Below are 24,292 nucleotides of genomic sequence, written 5' to 3'. Positions count from 1 at the left end.
TCCCATGCCGGTAGGCGAAATTGGCAGGTAACACCCGTGCGTTAGTAGGTAACGGCGAAAGCGCACGTCTGTCAGGGAAAGGAAACTCGCTGTATGAAACGCAGCTGTAAAGATATAGATATGCGAGATTGGCGAACACTCTACCCATGGGTGGAAGCGTGCGTATGGAAGCACCGTCGCAAGCGCAGGTTCGCTCGTCTCGCAACTAGTGTGGGAGGTGTGAGCAATGATGACTACATAAAAGCTCTCAATAGCTGTGACAAGACACTACTTAAACCAGCTATTGAACGGATAGCAAAGCATGCGGTGAGCATTATAAGTTCACGAAAGCTCAACGAACCAAAAGTCAGCATGCGCGAGCGTGTTGATAAGTCAAGCGGCAAGGTGAGACTCATAGGCTGCCAATCGGCAATGCAGCAGGTATTAGATGCGATAGCTGTTGCGTCATGTGATGCTGTGTGGGCGCGCCGGATAGTACCGCAGCAAGCATCGTCAATTCCGGGCCGTGGTCAAGTCTACGGTATGCAGATGATACGCAAATGGGTACAACATGACTTGAGAGCATACAGATGGGCGTGCGCCCATGGTGCGCGATATCACCGTGCATGCGCCTATTGGGTGATTCTAGATACCACTAAGTGCTATCAGTCGATGCGGCTTGATATCTTTTTGGAGCTGTTTGTACGTGATGTCGCAAACGACGACATCATTTGGCTGTGGTGGGCACTGCTCGATAGTCACCGGGTTGACGGCTACGAAGGCTTCATGATCGGTTCGCTTGTGAGCCAATATGCAGCGCAGTACGTGATGAGTTTTGCATACCGCCACATAACAACCTTACACAAAACAAGGCGTGGAAAGCGTAAGCGACTTGTTTCGCACTGCTTAATGTATATGGATGATATTTTGCTTACATCACCATCACGACGCGATCTGCTTATCGCATCACGCGAAGTAGTGCGTTGGTTTGCGCAGCGTGGCCTTACCATCAAGCCGAACTGGCAGATATGCCGTCATGACAAAACGCCGATCGACATGATGGGTTACCGCATTCATGCATCGGGCAAGGTTTCCATTCGCCCGCGTGTGTTTGTTCGTGTGCGCCGCATGGCCATGCGTTGCCGCGGGCAATGCACGCTTGCGCTATCACAGGCAAAGCGCATCTGTTCCTACAAAGGGTGGGTTGTGCATTCTGATTCGGGGCTTATATGCAGGCGCTACAAGTACCACCAGGTTTCAAAGCGTGCTGCACGCAAAGTAAGCAGATATGAGAGGACAAAACATGAAGGCAATCTATTACATGCTGCCTGATGCTGTGGCGTATATGCCGCTGCCTGATGGGCGCGCTGACGTATGGCTTCGCAAGGGTGTTTCCGAAAGCGAAGATGACGAAGGTTCTGTTTGTTGGGAGTGCGAAGAGGTTTACCTTCGCACCACATTGTCGCGCGATGACGTTGTCGCAATGTTTGATGAGTTGTTCGATAGCGCCGAACAAGTGGCCGCTCCTATTCCGACAGTTGATGACCGTGTTCGCGACCTTGAGCTACAGGTTGAAGAGCAAGCCGGTGCAATCGAAGAACTTGCGCTTATGATGGTGGGAGGTGAGTAAGTATGGCGAAATACTACGCGGGCCGCATTCGCCGCGGTAAGATGACGCTTGATGACGTTCCGCAGCGTTGGAGGGATGCAACCGCAGCTCTTATCGCACCCAAACAGCAAGCATGACAGAGGTTTTAACGAAGCACCGATACGGTGCTTTTTTATACCCGAAAGGTGGTGGTATATGAACGTGCTCATTCAGGCGCTTCCCGCCGTCATCAGCGCAGCGACACTTGGCGTAGCTGGATTTCTCGCACGAAAAGTAACAACGTTTCTCAAGGAATTCCAGGAGCAGCACGATGCACTCATGGAAAGCCAACGGTGCCAGCTCAAGGCGTCGATCGTACGTGAGTACGAAGAGTGCGAGGGACGAGGATACATTACACCCATGGAGCTTGACACGCTTAACCGGCGCGCTGACAGCTATTTCAAGCTAGGTGGCAACCACTATATTCATGCGGTGGTGCGACACGCAAATGAGGATTTAGAGGTTCGTGGGTGTTTCCCCGAATAACCGTGTAAGAGAGGTGACGTAATGAATATCAATTGGAGCGTGCGACTTAAGAATAAGGCGTTTTGGGTTGCGATCATTCCTGCGGTACTGCTGCTTGTGCAACAGGTAGGCGCGGTTTTTGGCGTGACGTTTACCTTTGCAGTGCTGCAAGATCAGATTATTGCCATTGTAGGCACAGTCTTCTCCGTTCTAACTATTCTTGGTGTTGTTATTGACCCAACTACTGATGGTGTGGGTGACAGTACGCAGGCGATGACCTACACCGAGCCCAAAAAAACCGACTATGAAAGTGCTTAGGACCTATGACTTTGCAAGGAATCGATATCAGCAATTGGCAAGCTGGGATTAATCTTGATGTTTTGAACATTGACTTCGTGATATGCAAGGCCACGCAGGGCACAGGCTATGTGTCGCCTGAATGCGACCGTCAAATGCAACAAGCCATGAGACGTGGACTCTTAGTAGGTGTATATCACTACATTGACGGTGCGGGCGTGGATGCCGAAGCACAGCACTTCGCACGTAGTATCAAAGGTTACATTGGTAGAGCCATCATTGCGCTTGACTGGGAAGATTACCAAAACAACGCTTGGGGCAATACCGCGTATCTTGACGCCATTATCGCCAAGGTAAAGCAGATTACCGGCGTAACACCACTTGTATATTCCAGTGCAAGCGTTTTCCCATGGGATGTTTCTAGGAAACATAACTGTGGCAATTGGGTAGCGCAGTACGCAAACATGAATCCAACAGGGCTTCAAAATAGCCCATGGAATGAAGGCGCGTATAGCTGCGCTATCCGGCAATACGCAAGCACCGGACGTCTTGACGGGTGGGTCGGTAACTTAGACCTGAATAAAGCCTATATGGACGCCGAACAATGGCAGAGATATGCCGCTGTAAACGGTGAGCAAGTGCAGCCTGTGCCCACGACATCAAAGCCCGCTACCGGCGTTGAGAGCATGGACTTACTCGACCTTGTTGCCGGTGTGTTCCGTGGCGACTATGGTGATGGCGATAGCCGTCGTGCAAAGCTTGGCGGGCGCTATAACGCCGTGCAATCCATGGTCAACCATATATGCAGCGCATCGGCAGAAGAGTTGGCAAGGGAAACATGGGCGGGTAAGTACCGCAACGGGTCAGAGCGAAAGGCAGTACTCGCGCATCGTTATGATGAGGTTATGTCCGTGATTAACAGTAATGTGTCAGCAGGGCGTACATACACCGTCAAGCCTGGTGATACGCTTTCTCGTATCGCTGCAAAGTACGGTACAACTTACGTAGACATTGCAGCAAAGAACGGCATTGCTGACCCGAACAGAATCTATACGGGGCAAAGGCTTATAGTCTAGCGACAATTTGGGGCACCATGGAATCGGTGCCCCAAATTCGTGCGTTAGAGAGCGATTACGAAAGTTGTCTATCTGATCTTTTGCATATCGTCGGCAACAAGTGTTTTCAGATACTCGGTGACGTTTTCTTGCGATTTCAGCCAATCGTACATGGCTTCATCTTCGGCATTCGGATAGAACCGTAGTACAAGCTGCTTGACGCTCTTTTTCCTGTAGGTGTTCTCTGCCTTTCTCTGTGCATCTGTTTTCATATCTAGAGCGATGGTATGATGGGCGGTGAAGCGGTGCCGCCCGCTTTTGCAAGCGGCACCTTTTGGCTATCGGGTGGCTTTCCGGTTATTCTTGCGACGCCAAACGCTAAAACGAATAACCCAGTCACCCAGAGCCAGCTCCACGCTAACCCTTTTCATCGCTTCACCTCCTTTCGTTTTCCGACACTTGATATTATATGGTATACCACATAATAATGCAAGAGGAATTTTGAAAAAAGTAGCTTAATAATCTGTGGTGGCGTCCTTCGGAATGCCCCGCTCTTTGTGCGTTTTACGTGCCGAAGGTTGTAAGCTTTTCATATCCTAACTATATCCTAAGTCGACGCTATTAGCGTGTTTCTCGTAACTCTCGCATATGTAGAGCCAGTTCACGGGCTTGTAAAAAACATATGATGCAGTTAGAGTTCATCCACTTTTAACCAGTGTTCCCTCAGACATTTAACGTCGCGGTCATGCTTTGTGGGGTGCGAGTGGGGTAGTATATGCGGGATCGCTCGCAGGGCGCTTGCGCGTGAACTGTTTGCGCAAGCGACCGAACTCGCATGATGAAGGAGAATCGCATGGCTAACGTCAACGAAAACTATCAGAAGCTCCCGGGAAGCTATCTGTTCTCGGAGATCGCGCGTCGCACCGCCGCCTACGCCGAAGCGCATCCCGACGCGCAGCTCATTAAGATGGGCATCGGTGACGTCACACGCCCGCTCGTGCCGGCCGTGGTTGCGGCCATGCATGCCGCAGTGGACGACCTTGCCCGCGCCGAGACGTTTCATGGGTACGGTCCCGAGCAGGGTTACGACTTCTTACGTGAAGCTATCGCCAAACACGACTTCGCAGCGCGCGGCGTTGACATTGCCGTTGACGAGATATTCGTGTCCGATGGCGCGAAATCGGACTGTGGCAACATCGGCGACATCTTCGACATAAACAACAAGATAGCCGTGTGTGATCCGGTGTATCCCGTGTACGTTGACACGAACGCCATGGCGGGCCGCGCCGGCGACTATGACGAGGCCGTGCAGGGTTGGACGAACATCTACTATATGCCCACCACTGCCGAAAACAGCTTCTCGCCGGCATTGCCCGAGGTGCCGGTGGACATCATCTACCTGTGTAGCCCCAACAATCCCACGGGCACAGTGCTCAATTACGAGCAGCTGAAGGCGTGGGTCGACTACGCGAACGAAAACGGCTCAGTCATCATGTTTGATGCGGCGTATGAGCGCTTTATCGTGGAAGAGGGTGTGCCACACTCCATCTTCGAGGTCGAGGGTGCGAAAACCTGCGCCATCGAGTTCCGTTCGTTTTCCAAAACCGCTGGCTTTACGGGCGCGCGCTGCGGCTACACCGTGGTTCCCAAGCAGCTCGTGCGCAACGGGCAAAGCTTGAACGCCATGTGGAATCGCCGTCAGTGCACGAAGTTCAACGGCGCGTCGTATGTAATCCAGCGCGGTGCGGCGGCAGTGTATACCGAGGAAGGCGCGCGTCAGGTTGAGGAAACGCTTGACTACTACCGTGAAAATGCCCGAGTTATTAAGCAGGGGCTCGAAGCTGCTGGCTTTACCGTGTTCGGTGCGGTGAACAGCCCGTATGTGTGGTGTAAGACCCCTGATGGTGTTGGATCATGGGAATTCTTCGATCGGTTGCTTGTCGACTGCAACGTGGTCACCACTCCGGGCGCTGGCTTTGGTCCGTCGGGTGAGGGCTACGTGCGTTTGACCGCATTCGGCGATGCTGAAGCCACGAAGGAGGCCATGGCCCGCATCGGGCGCATGATGGCGTAAGGTCAGGTTGTTCGCGTTCGGTTCCTGAACGTTTTTTCGCATGGGCCATATTTTTTTCAACCTGTGCCCTCGGATAGTTTTGTGCAGTTTTAGAATATGCCGCGTGAGTGCTCCTGGCAGGAAAGCGGTCCTGTCAAGGAGGAAGGTAATGAAAGGCAAGATGATGAGCAAGCAAACCGAGATTTTGCACATGCCTCATGACGAGCTGGAGAGGGTTCAGCTCGAGGGGCTCAAGAAAACCGTCGTGAATGTCTACGAGAACATTCCCTTCTACAAGGAGAGCTTTGACGCTGCAGGGTTTGATCCGTATGCTGTCGAAACGCTGGATGACTTGAAGAAGGCCCCCTTCGTCACCAAGCAAGACCTTCGTGATGCGTATCCTTATGGCATGCTGGCGGTGCCGCTTTCTGATGTGCGCGAAATCCATATGTCTTCGGGCACGATGGGTGTTGCCACGGTTGGCGCTTACACCGAGCACGACCTGGAGATTTGGGGCGACTGCTTCGCCCGCGGCATCGAGTACGCCGATGGCGACGAGAACGACGTGTGTCACGTATGCTACGGCTACGGCCTGTTCACAGGTGGTCTTGGCGCACACTACGGCGGCTTGTCTGCTGGCTGCACCACTATCCCCATGTCGGCTGGCAATACTGAGCGTCAGATCCGCGTGCTCAAGACCATGGGTTCGTCCATCATTTGCTGCACGCCGTCGTATGCCATGCATATCGCCGACACTGCTATCGAGATGGGTATCGATCCAAAGACCGAGTTCTCGCTGCGCGCTGGCATCCACGGTGCTGAGCCGTTCTCTGACAACTTCCGCCGCGATCTGGAAGAGAAGCTGAACTACAAGGTGCTCGACGTGTACGGCCTGACCGAAACGATGGGTCCGGGTGTTGCCATCGAGTGTATGGAGCAGGACGGTCTGCACTTGGCCGAGGATCACTTCATCGCTGAGATCATCGACCCGACCACCGGTGAGAACTTGCCCGACGGCGAATGGGGCGAGTTGGTGCTGACCACGGTCGACCGCGAGGCGTCGCCGGTTGTTCGCTACCGTACACGCGACATCACCCGCATCCTGCCGGGCGAATGCGCGTGCGGGCGCACTCATCGTCGTATCGACCGCTTGCGTGGCCGTACCGACGACATGCTCATCGTTCGTGGCGTGAACGTGTTCCCGAGCCAGATCGAAGATGTCATGAAGACCTTCCCCGATGTGTCGTCGTGGTACGTTATCGAGCTGACCACCGAGAACCATCTCGACGTTGTTACCCTGAAGGCCGAGCTTAATCCCGACTTCAACTTCGACAACATCGCATCCATCGACCGTCTGCAGAAGGATATCCAGGAGAAGATGAAGGCGGCGCTGTCCGTCGGCATCAGGGTGCGGCTCGTTGAGCCGAAGACCATCGCCCGCTCCGAGGGCAAAGCAAAGCGCGTCATCGACAAGAGGGAGGGGTAATCGCCATGATTCAGCAGATCACCGTTTTTCTGGAGAACAAAGAAGGCCGCCTGTCTGCTATGTGCCGCGTGCTCAGCGAGGCGGGCATCGACATGAAGGCCCTCACCATTGCAGAAACTGCCGAGTACGGCTTGGTGCGTCTGATCGCGGACGATCCCGAGGCGGCGCTTGCGGCACTGCATGCTGCCGACTATCGCGCCATCAGCACTAACGTGGTTGCGATCGCGCTTGAGAATCGCCCCGGCTCGCTTTCCGAGCTGTTGGAGAAGCTTGACGACATGGGCGTGAACATCGAGTACGGCTATTGTTTTGCCTTTAAGGGCGAGCAGGCTGTTGACGTGTTTAAGGTTGCCGACGCCGAGCAGGCTGCCGTGAAGCTGGCCGCTGCCGGGTTTAAAGTGGTGAAGGCCGCCGATCTGGCGTAAGGATGTCGAACGCTACGAGCTAATGCGACTCATGCGCTGAAGTTGTTACGATTGCGAGCGCTGCCGGTTTGCTACCGGCAGCGCTCGCGTGCTATAGGGGACACGCTAGAACTTCGTTTTCTTGTACGCTTGCAGCGTTGATACAACGGGAGGGCTGAGCGTGCGGGCGCGGTTGCTTTAGTTGTGCTGTGCTGGTTGTTCTGCGGTGGTGTTCTTCTCTCGGAACGGCAGGTAGTCCATGAATCGCTGCAATGCGAGCGATGCGGTTCCCTCGCTTCGAAATGCCAGTACTACGTCGCGATAAACGGGCTCATCGAAGCTTTTCGACACCACATTATACGGGCAGCGCTTCATGATCATCTCAGTGAGCACGCTGATGCCAAGCCCCTTTTCGATCATGGCCATAATGGCGTAGTCGTCCCAGGTGGTGAAGTTGATACGCGGTTTGATCCCGTGCTTTTCAAGCACCTTCTTGCGCACTTCGGCGCCATTTCCCTTCTCTAGCAGCATGAGCGGCTCATCGGCCAGAGCTTGTGCGGGAAATGTTTCGGCATGTGCCAAGGGATGGTCGGGCGGCATGACTACGAGCAGCTGATCGCGCTCGAGAAACACCGTGCGAAGTTTGGCGCTCACGGGAAGCGACAAAAAGCCGCAGTCGACGGTGCCGTCCAAGATCCAGCGCTCGATGTCGGTGTAGTCGCCGATCATCACCTCGTAGTCGATGTTGGGGTAGTCGCGCTGGAATTCCTTGATAATATCGGGCAGCCACAGCGACGCGCCGCTCGAGAACGTGCCAATGCGGATAAGCCCCGACTGTAGCCCGTTAATCTCATCAACCTGCATCTGCAAGTTCTCGTACTCCTTGCAGATGCTTTTTACGTAGGGCAACACCTTTGCGCCGTCGTCAGTCAAGCGCACGCCTCCTTTTTGCCGCTTGAACAGGGGAATGCCCCATTCCGATTCCAAATCGGCAATCATGCGACTCACGGCACTTTGCGAATAGGTGAGTTTCGCCGCCGCTCCCGAGAACGACCCCGCCTCAACGGCGGCCACGAATGCGATGTATTTTTGTAGGCTCGCTTCCATCTATGCGTATCCTTCATATCAGAAATGTTAAATATTCGCTTTTAGAATTGTATCAGTCGTGGTTCAATAAGTCGCACGCATTTTTCGCGAAGGGTTTTCACGTCTTTTGAAAGGCATTTGTATGGAACGGAACACGATCGAGCTTATTATTTTCCTCATTTACCTGGCATGTATGCTGGGGGTCGGCATCTACTTCTTCATCAAAACCAGGTCGGGCGGCGACAAAGACTACTTCCTGGGCGGTCGCCAGATGGGTCCGTGGGTGACGGCGCTTTCCGCTGGGGCCTCCGACATGAGCGCGTGGGTGCTGATGGGTTTGCCTACGGCCATTTACGCTGCTGGTTTGGGGCAGGTGTGGATTCCCGTTGGCTTGGCTATCGGTTACACTATCAGCTGGCTGACCATGGCACCGCGCCTGCGTAAGTTCTCTATTGTGGCGAATGACTCTATTACCATCCCACAGTATCTGTCGAACCGCTTCTTGGCGAAATCGAAGGCGTTGCAGATCATCTGCGCTGTCATCTTCTTGGTTGCCTACACCATCTACGCGTCGTCGAGCGTGCTGGCGTGTGGCACACTGTTCCACACCGTGGTGGGCATCGATGCTGAGGTTGCCATGTATGTGGCGGCTCTTGTCATTGTGGGCTATGTGTTTTTGGGCGGTTTCAAAGCCGTGTGCTGGACCGACTTCTTCCAAGGAATGCTCGTGCTGGCAGCTATGATGATCGCTCCCATCTTTGCGCTGTTCGCGCTGAATAGCGTTACCACAGCTCCGGTCGATCCGGGCTACTGGCAGCCACTGACCAGCTGGCAGGACGTGCTGTCAGGCTTGGCGTGGGGCTTGGGTTATTTCGGCATGCCACACATTATCGTGCGTTTCATGTCGCTGCGCTCTCAGAAGGAAATGCGCAAATCGGCAAAGATTGGCATTACCTGGACCGTGCTCATCGTCATTTTTGCTGCGCTCATCGGCATTGTCGGACGCATGTTTTTGGGGTATGACAGCGCCATTGAGGCCGATTCGCTCGTATTTATCGTCATGGTGCGCTCGCTGTTCCCGGCGGTTATTTCGGGCATTTTGCTGGCGGCGGTGCTGAGCGCGTCCATGAGTACGGCCGACAGTCAGCTGTTGGCGGCGGCTTCGGCGTTTTCTGCCGACGTATACAAGCCGGTCATCCGCAAGAATAAGGCCAGTGAGAAAGAGATGCTGTGGTTGAGCCGCTTCGTGGTGCTGGCTATCGCGTTCGTTGCGGTGCTCATTGCGTCGAACCCGAACTCTGGTTCCATCATGAGCTTGGTGTCGAACGCCTGGGGTATTTTTGGCGCAGCATTCGGTCCGGCCATTTTGCTGAGTTTGTTCTGGAAGCGCTTCAACTTTGCGGGTGCAGTTGCGGGCATCGTGACGGGTGCTGTGGTCGACATTGCGTGGCTGACGTTCTTGTCGTCGACGGGGCTCTATGAGCTGTTGCCTGGCTTCCTTGCTGGCCTTGCTGTTGCTGTGGCGGTGACGCTTGCCACGAAGGAGCCGTCGCAGGAAGTGGAAGATCTGTTCGACCGCGCTTCGGCATACGAAGACTAAACGAGCAGTTTTAAACGCGCAGTTTCTCGAATGCTAAAGCCGCATCGCAAGGATGTGGCAAACATTCTCGCAAAACAGAGAAACGTCCGGAGCCGCATGGTTCCGGACGTTTCTAAATTATTGAGACGCGGTTTACAGGTGAGACAAGCGCATCGAGTCTGCGCCATCCGTGAAACGCATATTACCTGCGCGCGCTTAGCCCAGGTACAGCGCCTTTTTCACGTCGGCGTACACCTCGTCGGCGTCTTGTGCACCATCGACGGTGGTCAGCAGCATGCTGCGGCGATAGTGGTCGATAAGCGGTGCCATGGTGGTTTCGTACACGCCAAGACGGTTGCGCACGGTTGCTTCGTTGTCGTCGTCGCGCTGGTACATCTCGCCGCCACACTTCGGGCAAGCTGCGTCGGCTACCGAACCAATATAGCCGCAATCTTTGCACATGCGGCGCGAGGTGAGCCGCTCAACGATAAGGTCGTAGTTCACGTCGATGAGCAGAGCGGCATCAAGCGGCATGGCCAACTTGGCAAGCTCTTTGTCAAGAGCAACCGCCTGGGCAGGCGTGCGGGGGAAGCCATCGAGAATGAAGCCGGCCCACTTGTTCTCCAGGTTCTGCAGGCGCTCAGATACCAACCCGATGATCACGTCATCGGGCACCAGGTTACCGGCGTCCATGTAGGTTTTCGCCTTCTGGCCCAGCTCCGTGCCGGCGGCCACAGCTTCACGCAACATGTCTCCGGTGGAGATGTGCGTCATGCCGAAGTCCTCGACGAGCCTTTTGGCCTGCGTGCCTTTGCCGGCACCCGGTGCTCCCAGCAAAACGATCTTCATGATGTACCTTCTTTCGGGAAAATGAAGCCACCTGCCTTCGTGAACGGCAGCTTCTGACCATGATCATCATACCAACATCCGCACCGATTGACATCCTTGAATTGGGGTAAAGGCGGTGTAAAGACACAGGCAGGGCCGAGGTTGTGTGTTGTGACGGAGCTTAAGACGGAGGCTGCCCGAAAGCTCGTTTGTTCGCAAGATCGGCAGATTTAACCAGTGTTTCCTGAGAGTCCGTAACTGCAGGCGTCTATCCTGCGGGTTCGGGGTAAGATGATACCAGTCAGAGATTCCCTCAAAAAGCGAAAGAGATTAGAAGACTCCATGGATAACTTGAACGATTTTCAACGTGCTGCTCGTAAGGTGAAAGAGGTTACGCTTCCAACGCCGCTGATAGAAAGCCCCGCTTTCGGGCGCAGTACGGGCAACCACGTGTATCTGAAACCCGAGAACATGCAGCGTACAGGGGCATATAAGGTTCGCGGAGCCTACTATAAGATTTCCACGCTCACCGACGACGAACGCGAGCGCGGGCTTATTACGGCATCGGCAGGTAATCACGCGCAGGGTGTGGCACGCGCGGCGGAACAGTACGGTGTGCGTGCGGTGGTAGTCATGCCGGAAACAACCCCGCCCATCAAGATTTCGCGTACCGAGGCGCTGGGTGCGGAAGTAGTGCTGCACGGTTCGGTGTTCGACGAAGCATTTGCCTACGCTCAACAGTTGGCGTCTGACGAGGGTCTTACGATGGTGCATCCCTTCGACGATTTAGACGTTGCCACGGGTCAAGGCTCGGTGGCGATGGAGATTTTCGACGAGCTGCCCGAAGTCGATGTCATTTTGGTGCCCATTGGGGGTGGTGGTCTCGCATCGGGTGTGGCTACGGCAGCCAAGCTCGTGAACCCAGAGGTGTGCGTTATCGGCGTGGAACCGGCGGGCGCGGCGTGTATGAAAGCGTCGCTTGATGCTGGTGAGGTAGTGTGCTTATCGCATGCGAGTACGATTGCCGACGGCACGGCGGTACTTGAACCGGGGCACAAGGTGTTCCCCTACATTCAGAAATACCTTGACGATATCATTGTGATACCCGACGAGGAACTCATCCCTGCCTTCCTTGATATGGTTGAGAATCATAAGATGGTAGTGGAGAATTCCGGTTTGCTTACGGTGGCGGCGCTATCGCACCTGCCGGCCGAAGGGAAGAATGTGGTGGCAATTCTCTCTGGCGGTAATATGGACGTAATCACAATGTCGAATGTGGTGCAGCTGGGGCTTATTGCGCGTGGGCGTATCTTCACGGTGTCTATCATGCTGCCCGATCGTCCGGGTGGTCTGGTGCAAGTGTCACGGATTGTGGCCGAGCATTCGGGCAACGTGATTCGCCTCAACCATAATCAGTTCGCCACGGTAAACCGCAATGCGGCGGTGGAACTGCGCGTGACCATCGAGGCGTTTGACGTGCGCCACAAGGAAAGCATCGTTGCAGCTTTGAAAGAGGCAGGCCTTAACGTACGCGAGGTGGAAGCGTCGCTTTAATGGGTGCTTTCTTATGTGTCCTAACTGTTGTCGTTCTTTGACGGGAAGATGACGCTTAGGAATGCCGGTGTACAGCGCGTTTTTCGGTTTGGTACGCTGCAAACGATGCATCGATCACCGGTGTGCTGGCGTTGTGCCGCCGCCGATTCAGCGAGTAAGCGTCTCGTATGTAAGGAGCGTGAGGATATGAGAGAACAGCAGCCTTATCAGCCGCAACAACCGTCTTCGCAGCAGAGTGCGAGCCATCAGGCACCGACGCACGGCACGAACCCGACACGGCCCTATCAATCACATCAGGGGTATACGGCTCCGGTCGGCCAGCAGCCGTATGCATACGGTGCCCCATACAGCCCGGTGAATGGAACCACTACAGTCAAGCGCGAGTCGAATGCTGGAAAGACCTTCCTCCTGGGATTTGCTGGTGCGGCATTGGCATGCGTACTCGGTCTCGGTGGATTTGCCGCTTGGCAGATGTTCGGTCCATCCGACGAGGGGTCGGGCTCGCCGGTGCAGCTTGGCTCGTCTGGATCGAGTGATGTCACTGCGGCGGATGAAGATGCAACACTCGCTGAAGCGGTCGCCCAGAAAGCGCTGCCTTCCGTTGCTGCTATCGATGTGTACACAACTCAGTCTGACATGTACGGGTTTGGGGCATCCACTGGCGAGCTCGCGCAGTCCTCGTTGGGTAGCGGTGTGGTTTTGTCCGAGGATGGTTATATCCTTACGAACTACCATGTGGTCCAAGGTGCCGAAGCGCTGAAGGTTACCGTTGAGGGTGCTCAGTACGACGCCGAGGTGGTTGGTAGTGATCCCAGCTCCGACCTAGCTGTGGTGAAAGCGGCGAACGCGAGCGGCTTGCGGGCGATCGAGTTGGGCGATTCCGATAACCTGACCATCGGTGAATGGGTGATGAGCATTGGTAGCCCGTTCGGCTTGGAGCAATCGGTGGCAACCGGCATCGTGTCAGCCACCAGCCGCTCGCAGATCATGGACAGCAGTGCGCAAGATCCCTACGGCATGGGTCAGGGTTCTGGCACCACTACCATCTACGCGAACCTGATTCAGACCGACGCCGCCATTAATCCGGGCAACTCTGGTGGTGCGCTGGTTGACGCCGACGGCAAGCTTATTGGTATCAACACGCTGATCACGTCGTATTCCGGCAACTATTCCGGCGTTGGTTTTGCCATTCCGGTAAACTATGCGGTAAACATCGCACAGCAGATCATCGATGGAAAAACACCCACTCATGCACAGCTTGGCGTGTCGTTGTCGAATGTCACCGCCCAGAACGCTCAGCGTTACGGTTTGTCAGTTGAATCGGGCGCTTATATTGCTGCGGTTGCCGCTGGTTCTGGTGCCGCTGAGGCGGGTTTGCAAGAGGGCGACATCGTAACCAAGTTCGACGGTAAGGCAGTGGAGTCGGCGAGTGATTTGATGCTCGATGTTCGCTCGAAGAACCCCGGTGATACGGTAACGCTTGAGATCAATCGCGGTGGCGAAACACAGGAGGTTCAAGTGACGCTGGGTTCCGACGAGGAAACGCAACAGCAGCAACAACAGCAGCAACAGCGCCAGCAGAGCGGTGAGTCGATCTTCGACCTGCTGCGTAACCTCGACTCCAACCAGTTGCAGGATGCCGCATAAGATTGGTTGAATGAAACGAAGTGTCTGCGCTGCTTGTTTGTAGCGTATCGCGCAGACACGATCAAAGGCGGACTATAATTCGCCGAATTGAAAGGCGGTGGGAGCTTAGATGAAACCCCCACCGCCTTTACTAGTGCTTCGGGTATGTACGGGTTGTTGTAAACACCGCATACACCCGCATTGTAAAGTCGCGCTTATACTGAGACAACCTGCTGATACAGTGCTTCAAGACGTACAACGAATTTCGACTGGGCATAGCGCTCGAACACGTTTTCCGCAATGCGCTCTTTGCGGTTGGGCGTTGCGGCCGTACGGTCGAGCTCTTCAACAATAGCACGCGCAAGGGCAATCTCGTCATCAACATCAATAAGCGTGCCGCATTCCTGCGTAACGAACTCGGGTAAACCCCCCTGGTTCGTTGCGACAACGGGCAATCCGCACGCCATAGCTTCGAGTGCCACCAAACCGAACGGCTCGCGTCGCGACGGCATGGCGAACAAGTCAGCTGCGTTGTAGAGCCTGCGCAGGCTGTCTTGCAGCTGATGACCCAAGAAGTACGTGCGTGAAAGCCCTAAATCGACGCGCAGGCGCTCGAGCATAACACGCTCTTCGCCACTGCCAGCAAGCAAGGTGACGATGTCGGGGTGCTCACGTTCGTAGCGCGCGGCGGCATGTAGTAGCACGTCGACGCCCTTGAAGTTGGTAAGCTTCCCCGCGAACAGCACGATGCGTTGCCCCTGGTAGGGCACGCCGTGTTGCGCAAGCAGTGATGTGCGGTCAATGTCTTCGCGGTAGAAAATGTCTTCGTTGTAACCGTTTAACAGCAATACCATCTTATCGGCTGCGGCGGGAATGGTCGTTACGGTGTCGTCGTAGTTGTCTTTCGAGATGGCAATGATGCTGTGGCACAGCTGCACTGTTTCGTTGGCGAGCGTGTGGAAGCGCGGCCACTTGCGGTACCCCATCATGTCGGTTCCATGCGCTGTGACAATGGTGGGCACGCCGGTCTTTGCGGCCACGTTAGCAAGCAGCCACACGTGCTGGGCGTGGATGATGTCGGGCTTAAACTCGCGCACCGCTGTGTCGATGGCTGCACTGAACGCTTTCAGGTAGCGCTCGATCTGGTTGTCGTCCAGGTCATCGAATGTTATCAGGCTGCGCGGATGCGTGGTGAAGCACGGGAAGTTGAATGGCAGTGGGCGCGTTGGTGTGCTGCCGTCATGCGTACTGCCATCGTATATGGGATTGTCGGCAAGTGCGTGCTGCTCGTCGCCGGCGTCGAAATAAACCGGGCGCAGCGAAACCCCATCAAGGGGAGTCGGTACGCGGTTTTCTGGAAACACAATACAAACGTCATGCCCGCGTTTAGCGAGGTGCTGTGCGGTGTTCATGGTGTACGTGCCGCTTCCCGACCCTTCAAGCGGAAAATGATTAACCAGGAGAATCTTCATGGGAACCTCCAATACGCGCGCAAGCGCAAAACGACGGCGGGCGGACGCATCATGCGCCGCATACAATGCCCTTATTGTACCGCATGCATGGCGTCGTAGTCGGCGATGGCGGCACGTACTACGGCGCTGTCGGTGGGCCAGGGGTCATCGTGTCCGGCGCGCTTCATGGTGCACTCGTGGCCCTTGCCGGCTACGGCCACCACGCAGGGGCGCTCGGCGCTGAAGATAGCATGACGAATGGCCTGTTCGCGGTCGAGAATCATCTCATGTTGATGCAGTCCCTGCGCTTCAAGGTGTTCGACGATCTCGCTCGCGATGTCGGCGGGGTCTTCGGTTCCCGGGTCATCTTCGGTGACAATTACGCGGTCAGCCAGTGCACCGGCGGCGTCCCCCATATCAGCCCGACGCTCGACGCCCTTGTTTCCTGTTGCGCCGAACAGCACGCGCAATTCGCGGTCGGGGTAGCTCTCGCGCACATTTTCAAGCAGGGCTGTTAAGCTCATGCCGTTGTGTGCGTAATCGACGATAGTAACCACGCGTCCGTCGGCGGTGGCGCACGTTTCCATGCGCCCGGGCACCGTCACGTCCGACAACCCGCGCGACATCACGTTGGCTGGAATATCCAGTGCGCTCGCGCATGCTATGGCGGAAACGGCGTTTGCTACGTTGAACATCGCCGGTGTGGGAATGTGGGCACACACGTTGCCTTGAGGCGTGCACACCTTCACTTGTACGCCGCCGTCGCATCGTGTCGCGTGGGTGAGAGCCACGTCGGCCTCGGCATGCGCACGTGCGTCGCACGAATAGGTAATCACGCGCTCGCATGCGGCCCGTGCCGCATTAAGGATGGACGTGCGATAGGGTTCTTCGATATCGAGGTTCACCACGGCCGTGTGGGCCAAGTCGAAAAGCGCGAGCTTCGAAGCGAAGTAATCCTCAAACGTGGGGTGTTCGATGGGTGATATGTGGTCGATTCCTATGTTGGTGAACGCTCCTACAGCCACGGCAACGCCGCGCATACGTCCGTACTTTAGCGCTTGGCTCGACGCTTCCATCACGAATACGGGCGCGCCTGCCGCCCGGGCGTTTGCCAGATGGCGTTGCAAGTCGAAGGGCTCGGGTGTAGTGAGCTTCGAGGATCCTTGCTCCACGCCGTCATCGAAACAGATACCAGTAAGCAGCGCCGGACGGGGTGTACCCGCCACCTTCGACGCTTCGCTTAAGATACCATGCAGGTAAAACGCACTGGTAGTTTTGCCCTTCGTGCCGGTGAACGCACATACAGCCATATCTGCCGACGGGTGGTCCCATGCAGCGTCGGCGATGGTGCCCATGGCCGCACGCACGTCGGTCACGCGCAGCGCCACTGCACGAATGCCGTCGTAGCGGGTTTCTGACACGTAGGCGCAAGCACCAGCTTGTACGGCGGCTTCCAAATACTCGCGTTTGAATGCGGCTCCCTTACATACGAACAGCGTGTTTGCGCGCACGTCGCGCGAGTCGCACGTGGCGAACTCAACAGGCGCGTCTAGAAATGCCGCCACTTCGTCAAGCGGGGTTTCCTCGTTATCTGTGACGTCGGCCAGCACGCCGCAATTGCGCAGAAGCTCGGCGAAAAAGCCTATCGTTTTGGGCGCCTGTACAGGTTTGCTCATGCACTCATACTCGTTCATGTGGTGTGCGCCTTACGCTGCTTCGTCGATGAAGAAGCGCTTGTACCATACCAGGAAGGTGAGCGCGGTGTAGATCTTACGCTGGTTCGCTGCTCGTCCCTCGTAGTGGTCGTCAAGCAGTTTCATCAGCTTGTCACAGTCGAAGAACTCCGCTGCCCATGGTGCGCAGAAGTACTCCTTCACGTAGTCGTAGTAGCGCTTCTCGCGCAGCCAGTAGCGGAAAGGCACGGGAAAACCCTTCTTGGGGCGCGTAGCCCACTCATCAGGAAGCACGCGGTTTGCGGCCATACGCAGCACCTGTTTGTTGCCCTGTTCGTTCACGCGATAGCGCGCCGGCACATGTTCGGCGAACTCCATCACGCGCTTGTCCAGAAACGGCACGCGCAGCTCGAGTGAGTGCGCCATGCACATCTTGTCGGCTTTCAGCAGAATGTCGCCGGGCAGCCACAGGTTCATGTCAAGGTACTGCTTCTTCGATAGCTCGCAGAAGTCTTGCACGCGCTCATAGATGGGCGCGGCAACTTGGAAGGCGTCGGGGCCATGCCGGTACGGTTCGGTGAGCACCTCGTCAGCCTCCTCGGCGGAGTATACGAACGCTTGACCCACGTACCACCGCTCGGGTACTTCGGCGCATTTTGTGAGGAAGTTGTGGCCCTTGAAGTAGGGAAGGTGCTGCACGAGCGAGCCCAGTGCGCGACGTACCCCCAGCGGCACGGTGCGCTTAAACTTCGCCATTTCGGGTGTGTCCTCGTACCATTCGTAGCCGGCGAACAGTTCATCGGCTCCTTCGCCAGAAAGTACGACCGTCACCTGCTCTGACGCCATGCGTGCCAGGAAGTACAGCGGAATGCTCGACAGGTTCGATTGCGGTTCGTCCATGTGGTACTGGATGGTGGGCAGCGCCTCGAAGCATTCTTCGGCGGTTACCATTTTGCGGAAGTTCTTCACGCCCAGTTTCTCGGAAAGCTCGGCAGCGTAGTTCGTTTCGTTGAAATTCTCGTAGTCAAACCCTACGGAAAACGTGTTGTCGGGCATGAGACACGCAGTGATGTAGCTGGAATCGACGCCTCCCGACAAAAAAGACCCTACCTTCACGTCGGCGATGCGGTGAGCTTGCACACTCTCGCGCACAATTGCGTCGCATTCGTCCACGTAGGCGTCGAAATCCTTCGAGTTGTCGTCGGAGAAATCGCACTGCCAGTAGCGGCGCACGTCCATGGTGTGCGTTTTTAGGTCAAACGTGAAGCAGTGAGCGGCGGGCAGCTTGTGTACACCGGCGAAAAACGTCTCGTCGGTGGCGGGGAACTGTAGTGTCATATACGGGCGCAGTGCGCGCTTATTCACAGCTTTCTCGAAACCGGGGTGGTCGAGAAAGCCCTTGATCTCGCTGCCATACAAGAGGTCACCCGTGGCTGTTTGGTAGTAGTAGAACGGCTTGATGCCGAAAATATCGCGTGCACCGAAAAGCTTGTTCGCGCGTTTGTCGTAGATTACAAACGCGTACATGCCACGCAGGTGGTCAACCACCTGCTCGCCCCATTCCTCGTAGCCATGCAGCAGCGATTCGGTGTCGGCACCGCAGTGGAACACGTAGCCCTTTGCCTCAAGTTCGGTCCTTAGCTCGCGGAAGTTGTAAATCTCACCGTTGAAGGTGACCACCACAGAACTGTTGTCGTTGCCCATGGGCTGGGCACCTGCTTCAGACAAATCGAGAATAGACAGGCGGCGAAAACCCATGGCCACGCCCTCGTCGAAATGGGATCCGCCCATGTCGGGGCCGCGATGCACAATGCGCTGCATCATGGTCTCAAGCACTGCCTCCCGGTTTTCCACCTCGCCGGTGAAGCCGACGAATCCGCACATATGACCGGTCCTTTCTTTTCGCAGACAGGCGTTTGTGTTTGCACCCGTCTGCCGTGTGTTTGACTGCCTGTCGCTTACCTGTTTGCGATCCTGCGATGTGTCGCTCGCTGTCCGCCTGTTGTTTTCTGCCTGTTTGTTTGCGTTCGGAGCTCGCCCGTTCGTTTCTACTTGTAGCGCTCGCTGTGGGCGAACTTGTCGAAGTAGCGGTGCATGTGAATTTTCACGTACAGCCACCTCAGCAGGTTGCCCTTCAGGTCGGGGGCGTAGTCGAATGTCACTGACTCGTTGCCAGTTTCGGAAAGCCGCCGCGCGCGTGACACGAACGCCTTGTCTTTCACGTAGTGGAACACGATTTCGCGCGGCACGGAATGCCAGAAGTGAACGTTTTTGTTGTGATGGCATTCGCCCAAGTCGCGCTTATACACGCGGTCTTCCACCACATAGCGGGCAATATTGTTGCCCGATCCGGTAACGTAGTAGTTCGATCTACCCTGACGCAGGTTAATTTCGAATACCTTGTAGGAACCGTCGCGCATGTCGTATTTGATATCGAAGTTCGAAAAGCCCGTAAATCCAATTTCTTCGAGCCATTCCTTAATAGGGTTTTCTAACTCGGGGTTCGCTTCGGTGATGATGGCGCACGGGTTGCCAAGTGCCGTGGCTGTGTGCTCTTCGAGCCCCACGTGGCCAAAGCACATCATTTTCACCTTACTGTTACGATCGGAATACCCGGTAAGCACGCGCATGTTGCTGTCATCGCCAGGGATCATGTCCTGCAACAGCACCTGGTCGGGGTAGCCCGCACCGTAGATGAGACCCAAGATACGCGAGGCTTCTTCGGGTGATTCGGCGGTGTACACCTTCTTCATGCCCTCGAAGGGGTGCTCCCAGTATGTGTCGCTCATGGAAGGCTTCACGATGATGGGGTAGGGAAAGCCAATCGCCGCTTCGGTCAGCTCTTCGGGCGCAAGTTCACCCGAGGTGTAGAATGTTTTGGGGTAGGGAATTCCGTAGCGCTCGCACATTTGGTAGAAGCTGGCTTTCGACGCCAACTTGTCGCGCAGTTCGGTACCGATATACAGCGTGACACAATTCTCCCGCAGGCGATCCTGGATTTCCATGAGCATTGCTGCGTAGCCGTCGGTGCAACCCCACACCAGACAGGTGGTGTCGGCGTGCTTCCCGGCGAAGTCGTTAACGGTCTTCAACAGCACGTCAACATCGTGCAAGTTCGGTTCGTACGTGCAGTTCACGATGCGGCTGTATTTGGTGTCTCCTGCGGCGAACCGGCCGAACACCTGGCTTTTGATGCCATATTCTTCGTGAATGGCGCGGGCCACCGAATAGCAGTTCATGTCGCCACCGATAAGTACCGGAATGAAGTCGGTTGCCGGCGTAGCGGGGCGTTGCGCGGACGCGGTGCGCGTCGCTGCTTCTGTGTCGGGCATGCTGATTGCTCCTTGAACGTACGAATGCGTGAGAACCGCCATTATACCAGCCAAGGGGCACGTCGCCTGCACATCTGGGCGGAGCTGACCATAACCACAAACTGCAGTGGGTGTAGTGGGGCGCCACCATGTGGCCACTGTGCGACCATGTGGTCGCACAGTGGCCAAGCGAAGGCGCTCGTGTATCGTGCAGACGAGCGAGTGGCGCTGCGGCTAAAATGATGCAGCGCCCATTGCTACTCTTTAAAGCTCCCGATGACAATAGCCGCGATGCCGCAGCAGATGCCGCCGATAGGTAAGGGTAGCCAGAAGAGGCTGCCAATCCCAGAGTCGTAGTTCCAGGAGAAGCCTGCGTTTGCAGTCGGAATAAACAGCCAGACAAGCATGATGATGGTGGCCGCAAGCATGATGATGCCGCAAACAGTGCCAGTTAGCTTACTCTTACGCCGCGCTGCGAAAGCTCGTTTGCGCTGTTCATCGTCGCTGTACAGGTTTGCTATCTCGGCGTCAGATAATTCCTCCACCGCTTCTTTGTTGTAGCTTGCTATGTCGAGTCGCCCATGCATGATGCCGCCGTATATGAATGCCCACACGCCTGCTGCCACGAATGCAAGAAAGATAACCGTTTGTGTCGTTTCGCTGAATGCGGACATCAGCGAAGCCAGAACACCCAAGAAGATGAACGCAATTCCGAAAACGACACAGCGCGAGGTCAAGCGGTTCGTATGGCTGTGATCTTCGGGTGTGTAGAAATCTTCGACGAAGGGATGCTCCTTGACGAACCGGGTATGGTTGATGCCAGCAGGCACGAGAAGAGCCATACCGATGACAACGCCGAGAAAGACAAAGATAAGCGTGATGGCGTCGGGGTCGGAGAACGTGCTCGGTGCTGCTCCCTCGAATGCGCTGCCAATGGCCACGCCTGCGATGATAGCCGCCACGCCGGTTGCAATGGAGCGGGCGAACGACCGCATGTGCTCGTCGTACCCGCAGATGTCTTGCGGCGTGTATGTGCCGAGGCTTTCAGTTGCCGCGCAGGTCGGGTCAGGTGTTCGCGACGTTAAGTCTCCCTGCACCAGTTCATCGAGCGTACAATCAAATATCTGACAGATCTTGATGAGCTTGTCCATTTCCGGGTATGCGCGCTCGGCTTCCCATTTGGTTACCGATTGCCGGCTAACACCGAGCAGCATGGCCAGCTGTTCCTGTGTCATGTTTTTCGTTGCTCGCATATGCTGAAGATTATCGCGAAAACTCATGAGCTTCCTTTCTCTGTTTGTGTCGCGCTTGGTGATGCGACTGAAACGTGCCTGACGTTTCCTTACGTTAGGATCACGGGCGTTTTCGATCTACCAACTTCGAGCTGCTTTTTCTCGCGATTTTGAGGAAACTCATGGCGCCTTTCGGTTGCAAGTGCCTGGTCAATAGCGTGTTTCGCGACCGGCAGTGCGCACCACATCGGCAGCGTGGTGTTTCCAGCACACGATCTTATTATTGTTCGGGTTCGACCAGTTTTTCGTACAGTGCGTACAGCTGGGGCAGTGCTCGTTTGATGCTGACGGGCTTGAAGGTGCTGCGTTCAACTAAGCATCCTGTTAGGTAACCGGTAACAAGCGGCTTGTCGGTTGCGGGGTTCATGTCGGCACGGAACACTTCTTGCTTGTAGGTGGTCTTCGTCGGAGTACTCTTCACCACGCGCGTGAGCACGAACGCTTCCTCCCCGAAGCGTAGCGGGGCACCGTATTGTATGTCGGCGTGGTAAACAGGGCACATGTATCCAGCTTGTTCGATACTCGTATAGGGGAACCCGGCATGCTCTAAGAAATCGGTGCGGGCGTCTTCGAAGTACAACAAGTAGTTGGCATGGTACACAACGCCCATCATGTCAGTTTCGGCGTAACGGACTTTGAAAGGGGTTCGAATCTGCATGAGGTGCTCCATTCTCTTTTACGTCTTGCTTATTATGTTCCTTATTTCGCCAGGCTGTTCGGGTTGTTCAGGTTGTTTTCGTTCATCTCCTTATTTTGCGCAGGGTGGTCGTGCATGGCGTTGTAGAATTCCCGTCATGGATTGCAAACATGAGCCGCACGGCGAACTACAGAATAAGCGGCGTTTCTGGCTGCTGGTTTCGAGAACGTGGAACCTGCATATGCGGGTAGCGCTCGCGCTCGTATGCGCGCTTGTGTTCTCGTTGCCACTTACGGCGTGCTCAAATGATAGTGGCTCGCAAGCGGCCTTTAACAGCGTGGAGGTTTCCGCTGCAGAAGCTGGCCCGCTGTTATCCGTCGAGGGCTTCGACATGGCCACTGTTCCCCAGTACGAAGGGGAGCTTTCGGTTGAACTCAACGGAGGCGCGCCGTACTTTGACGATACAGATGCGCCTGAAGGGCTCGAGGCGTTTAGCCCCTTGGACGAATTGGGGCGCTGCAACACGGCGGTGGCGGTGGTTGGCAAGGAAACCATGCCGACCGAAGAGCGGGGCAGTATTCAGGAGGTGCGCCCGAGCGGATGGCATTCGGAACAATACGATTGGGTTGATGGCGAAAGTCTCTACAACCGCAGTCATCTTATTGCATATCAGCTAACAGGGCAGAATGCCAACGAACTCAATCTCATAACGGGAACAAGAAGTATGAATTCCCAGGGAATGCTCCCGTATGAGGAATCCATTGCCGACTACGTGCGCACCACGGGAAATCATGTGCTCTATCGGGTAACGCCGGTGTTTGAAGGCGACAACTTAGTTGCCTCAGGCGTGCTCATGGAGGCGCGCTCGGTGGAAGATGACGGCTGGGGCCTAGAATTCTGTGTTTGGTGCTACAACGTGGAGCCAGGCGTTGCCATCGATTACAAAACAGGCGATAGCTGGCCTGACAATACGTCGAACTTCGCTGCGGTGAGCGCAAACGGGGAAGATGAGAACAACGAGAATGCCGCCGCTCACGGGTCGACGCAAGGCGCGCTTCAAACAGGTGCTCCAGAAGCCGTTGCTGATATTTCGCAGTGCTCTTACGTACTGAATACCTCCACGAATCGGTTCCACCTACCAAACTGTTCATCGGTGGTAGACATTAAGGAATCAAACAGAAAGGCATTCAGTGGTACACGTGAAGAGGTGGTTGCTCTCGGGTATGAACCCTGTGGTACGTGTAAGCCATAAGGCATTAATGGGGAATTGATCGGAAGCAACCATAATTCCTTCATAATTACTTATCAGTTGTGTTACAGAGGTTTTACCAGCTAACAACCTCTTTTTGAATTCAAGCGAAAGACAATACGAAAATTTTCCCCTCAAACCCCTTGACCTGTCCTCGCTAAGGGGGTAGAGTACCGCCTTGCGCTTCGGGGGAGACCTCGAAAGCAAACACAAGCCCTGATAAGACCAAAGAGAGCAGGTCTTATGCAGGTTAGGGACCTTGAGAACCGGATACTGTGAGGCAGACATTTCGAAGACGATAAATGAGTTCTTCGTTTGCGGACGCCAGATGATATATAAGGATACAACCAAACAGTACGTGGGAAAAGAAATGAACAGGCGCATGAGCATATATACACATACACTCATGCGTTTTCTTTCAACGGAGAGTTTGATCCTGGCTCAGGATGAACGCTGGCGGCGTGCCTAACACATGCAAGTCGAACGGGAAACGCGCTTTTTAGCGCTGATAGAGTGGCGAACGGGCGAGTAACACGTGGCCAACCTACCCTCTGCTTCGGGACAACCTCGGGAAACCGAGGCTAATACCGGATACTCCACGCAAAGCGCATGCTTTATG

The 24,292-nt window shown here is 55.4% G+C and carries 22 protein-coding genes and 1 rRNA gene; 14 read left to right on the top strand and 9 right to left on the bottom strand.

The annotated features are described in order from the left end of the window. Positions 1–93: 93 nt before the first annotated feature. The 6 genes from G7Y44_RS03075 to G7Y44_RS03055 are packed head-to-tail and all read left to right on the top strand — an operon-like array spanning position 94 to position 3,465. Positions 94–1,311: a reverse transcriptase domain-containing protein gene (locus tag G7Y44_RS03075; RefSeq protein WP_165247457.1), complete on the top strand. Its 1,218-nt coding sequence runs from the start codon at positions 94–96 to the stop codon at positions 1,309–1,311. After that, on the top strand, positions 1,283–1,609 hold the full coding sequence (locus G7Y44_RS03070; RefSeq protein WP_165247455.1) for a hypothetical protein: 327 nt from the start codon (positions 1,283–1,285) through the stop codon (positions 1,607–1,609). Before G7Y44_RS03075 ends, G7Y44_RS03070 begins: the two co-directional genes overlap by 29 nt. A 2-nt stretch (positions 1,610–1,611) precedes the next feature. Beyond that, positions 1,612–1,725 carry a CD1375 family protein gene (locus G7Y44_RS10475; protein ID WP_256367723.1) on the top strand — a complete coding sequence of 38 codons (114 nt, stop codon included), beginning with the start codon at positions 1,612–1,614 and terminating at the stop codon, positions 1,723–1,725. Positions 1,726–1,783: 58 nt separating this feature from the next. Further along, positions 1,784–2,113, top strand: coding sequence for a hypothetical protein (locus G7Y44_RS03065; protein ID WP_165247453.1), 330 nt, complete (start codon positions 1,784–1,786; stop codon positions 2,111–2,113). 21 nt (positions 2,114–2,134) lie between these two features. Continuing rightward, a complete protein-coding gene (locus G7Y44_RS03060; protein ID WP_165247451.1) occupies positions 2,135–2,410 on the top strand; it encodes a phage holin in 276 nt (91 codons plus the stop codon). A gap of 5 nt (positions 2,411–2,415) precedes the next feature. Next, positions 2,416–3,465 carry a GH25 family lysozyme gene (locus G7Y44_RS03055; protein WP_165247449.1) on the top strand — a complete coding sequence of 350 codons (1,050 nt, stop codon included), beginning with the start codon at positions 2,416–2,418 and terminating at the stop codon, positions 3,463–3,465. A gap of 68 nt (positions 3,466–3,533) precedes the next feature. On the opposite strand, the gene G7Y44_RS03050 is transcribed toward G7Y44_RS03055, so the two are convergent. Further along, complete coding sequence (locus tag G7Y44_RS03050) at positions 3,534–3,716, bottom strand: hypothetical protein (RefSeq protein WP_165046172.1); 183 nt, start codon at positions 3,714–3,716, stop codon at positions 3,534–3,536. A gap of 581 nt (positions 3,717–4,297) precedes the next feature. Between G7Y44_RS03050 and G7Y44_RS03045 the strand changes: the two genes are divergently transcribed. The 3 genes from G7Y44_RS03045 to G7Y44_RS03035 all read left to right on the top strand — a co-directional run bounded on the left by G7Y44_RS03045 (position 4,298) and on the right by G7Y44_RS03035 (position 7,408). Further along, positions 4,298–5,518: an LL-diaminopimelate aminotransferase gene (locus G7Y44_RS03045; RefSeq protein ID WP_165247447.1), complete on the top strand. Its 1,221-nt coding sequence runs from the start codon at positions 4,298–4,300 to the stop codon at positions 5,516–5,518. Between the two features lie 163 nt (positions 5,519–5,681). Then, positions 5,682–6,983, top strand: coding sequence for a phenylacetate--CoA ligase family protein (locus tag G7Y44_RS03040; RefSeq protein WP_206214389.1), 1,302 nt, complete (start codon positions 5,682–5,684; stop codon positions 6,981–6,983). A 5-nt stretch (positions 6,984–6,988) separates the two neighbouring features. Then, on the top strand, positions 6,989–7,408 hold the full coding sequence (locus G7Y44_RS03035) for an amino acid-binding protein (protein ID WP_165046174.1): 420 nt from the start codon (positions 6,989–6,991) through the stop codon (positions 7,406–7,408). 177 nt (positions 7,409–7,585) lie between these two features. Here G7Y44_RS03035 and G7Y44_RS03030 read toward each other — a convergent pair whose 3' ends face one another. After that, complete coding sequence (locus G7Y44_RS03030; RefSeq protein WP_165046175.1) at positions 7,586–8,494, bottom strand: LysR family transcriptional regulator; 909 nt, start codon at positions 8,492–8,494, stop codon at positions 7,586–7,588. A gap of 121 nt (positions 8,495–8,615) precedes the next feature. Between G7Y44_RS03030 and G7Y44_RS03025 the strand changes: the two genes are divergently transcribed. Continuing rightward, complete coding sequence (locus G7Y44_RS03025; protein WP_165046176.1) at positions 8,616–10,073, top strand: sodium/proline symporter; 1,458 nt, start codon at positions 8,616–8,618, stop codon at positions 10,071–10,073. 195 nt (positions 10,074–10,268) lie between these two features. Here G7Y44_RS03025 and G7Y44_RS03020 read toward each other — a convergent pair whose 3' ends face one another. Then, positions 10,269–10,901, bottom strand: coding sequence for an adenylate kinase (locus tag G7Y44_RS03020; RefSeq protein WP_165046177.1), 633 nt, complete (start codon positions 10,899–10,901; stop codon positions 10,269–10,271). Positions 10,902–11,222: 321 nt separating this feature from the next. On the opposite strand from G7Y44_RS03020, the gene ilvA reads away from it, so the two are divergent. Together ilvA and G7Y44_RS03010 are read left to right on the top strand one after the other, a co-directional pair. Further along, positions 11,223–12,434: a threonine ammonia-lyase gene (ilvA, locus tag G7Y44_RS03015; protein WP_165247443.1), complete on the top strand. Its 1,212-nt coding sequence runs from the start codon at positions 11,223–11,225 to the stop codon at positions 12,432–12,434. A 186-nt stretch (positions 12,435–12,620) separates the two neighbouring features. Continuing rightward, positions 12,621–14,081 carry a S1C family serine protease gene (locus tag G7Y44_RS03010; RefSeq protein WP_165247441.1) on the top strand — a complete coding sequence of 487 codons (1,461 nt, stop codon included), beginning with the start codon at positions 12,621–12,623 and terminating at the stop codon, positions 14,079–14,081. A 194-nt stretch (positions 14,082–14,275) separates the two neighbouring features. Here the strand turns inward: G7Y44_RS03010 and G7Y44_RS03005 are convergent, their stop codons facing one another. The 6 genes from G7Y44_RS03005 to G7Y44_RS02980 all read right to left on the bottom strand — a co-directional run bounded on the left by G7Y44_RS03005 (position 14,276) and on the right by G7Y44_RS02980 (position 22,445). Continuing rightward, complete coding sequence (locus G7Y44_RS03005) at positions 14,276–15,532, bottom strand: glycosyltransferase (protein WP_165247439.1); 1,257 nt, start codon at positions 15,530–15,532, stop codon at positions 14,276–14,278. A 71-nt stretch (positions 15,533–15,603) separates the two neighbouring features. Continuing rightward, a complete protein-coding gene (locus G7Y44_RS03000) occupies positions 15,604–17,205 on the bottom strand; it encodes a Mur ligase family protein (protein ID WP_206214388.1) in 1,602 nt (533 codons plus the stop codon). Between the two features lie 12 nt (positions 17,206–17,217). Then, entirely contained in the window at positions 17,218–19,068 is a 1,851-nt protein-coding gene (gene asnB / locus G7Y44_RS02995; protein ID WP_165247437.1) for an asparagine synthase (glutamine-hydrolyzing), read from the bottom strand. 164 nt (positions 19,069–19,232) lie between these two features. Beyond that, positions 19,233–20,516: a carboxylate--amine ligase gene (locus G7Y44_RS02990; RefSeq protein WP_241159160.1), complete on the bottom strand. Its 1,284-nt coding sequence runs from the start codon at positions 20,514–20,516 to the stop codon at positions 19,233–19,235. Between the two features lie 236 nt (positions 20,517–20,752). Then, positions 20,753–21,775: a helix-turn-helix transcriptional regulator gene (locus G7Y44_RS02985; protein ID WP_165046182.1), complete on the bottom strand. Its 1,023-nt coding sequence runs from the start codon at positions 21,773–21,775 to the stop codon at positions 20,753–20,755. A 232-nt stretch (positions 21,776–22,007) separates the two neighbouring features. Beyond that, complete coding sequence (locus tag G7Y44_RS02980; RefSeq protein WP_165046183.1) at positions 22,008–22,445, bottom strand: acyl-CoA thioesterase; 438 nt, start codon at positions 22,443–22,445, stop codon at positions 22,008–22,010. Between the two features lie 136 nt (positions 22,446–22,581). Here G7Y44_RS02980 and G7Y44_RS02975 point away from each other — a divergent pair, with 136 nt between their 5' ends. Continuing rightward, on the top strand, positions 22,582–23,676 hold the full coding sequence (locus G7Y44_RS02975; RefSeq protein WP_241159159.1) for a DNA/RNA non-specific endonuclease: 1,095 nt from the start codon (positions 22,582–22,584) through the stop codon (positions 23,674–23,676). A 415-nt stretch (positions 23,677–24,091) separates the two neighbouring features. Then, positions 24,092–24,292: ribosomal RNA gene (locus G7Y44_RS02970) — 16S ribosomal RNA — on the top strand; the annotation flags it as partial.

Origin of the sequence: Adlercreutzia sp. ZJ141 (genome assembly GCF_011038965.1) — a bacterium.
GTDB lineage: Bacteria > Actinomycetota > Coriobacteriia > Coriobacteriales > Eggerthellaceae > ZJ141.
The sequence above is the reverse complement of the archived record's forward strand: the minus strand, read 5'-3'. Positions and strand labels throughout refer to the sequence as shown.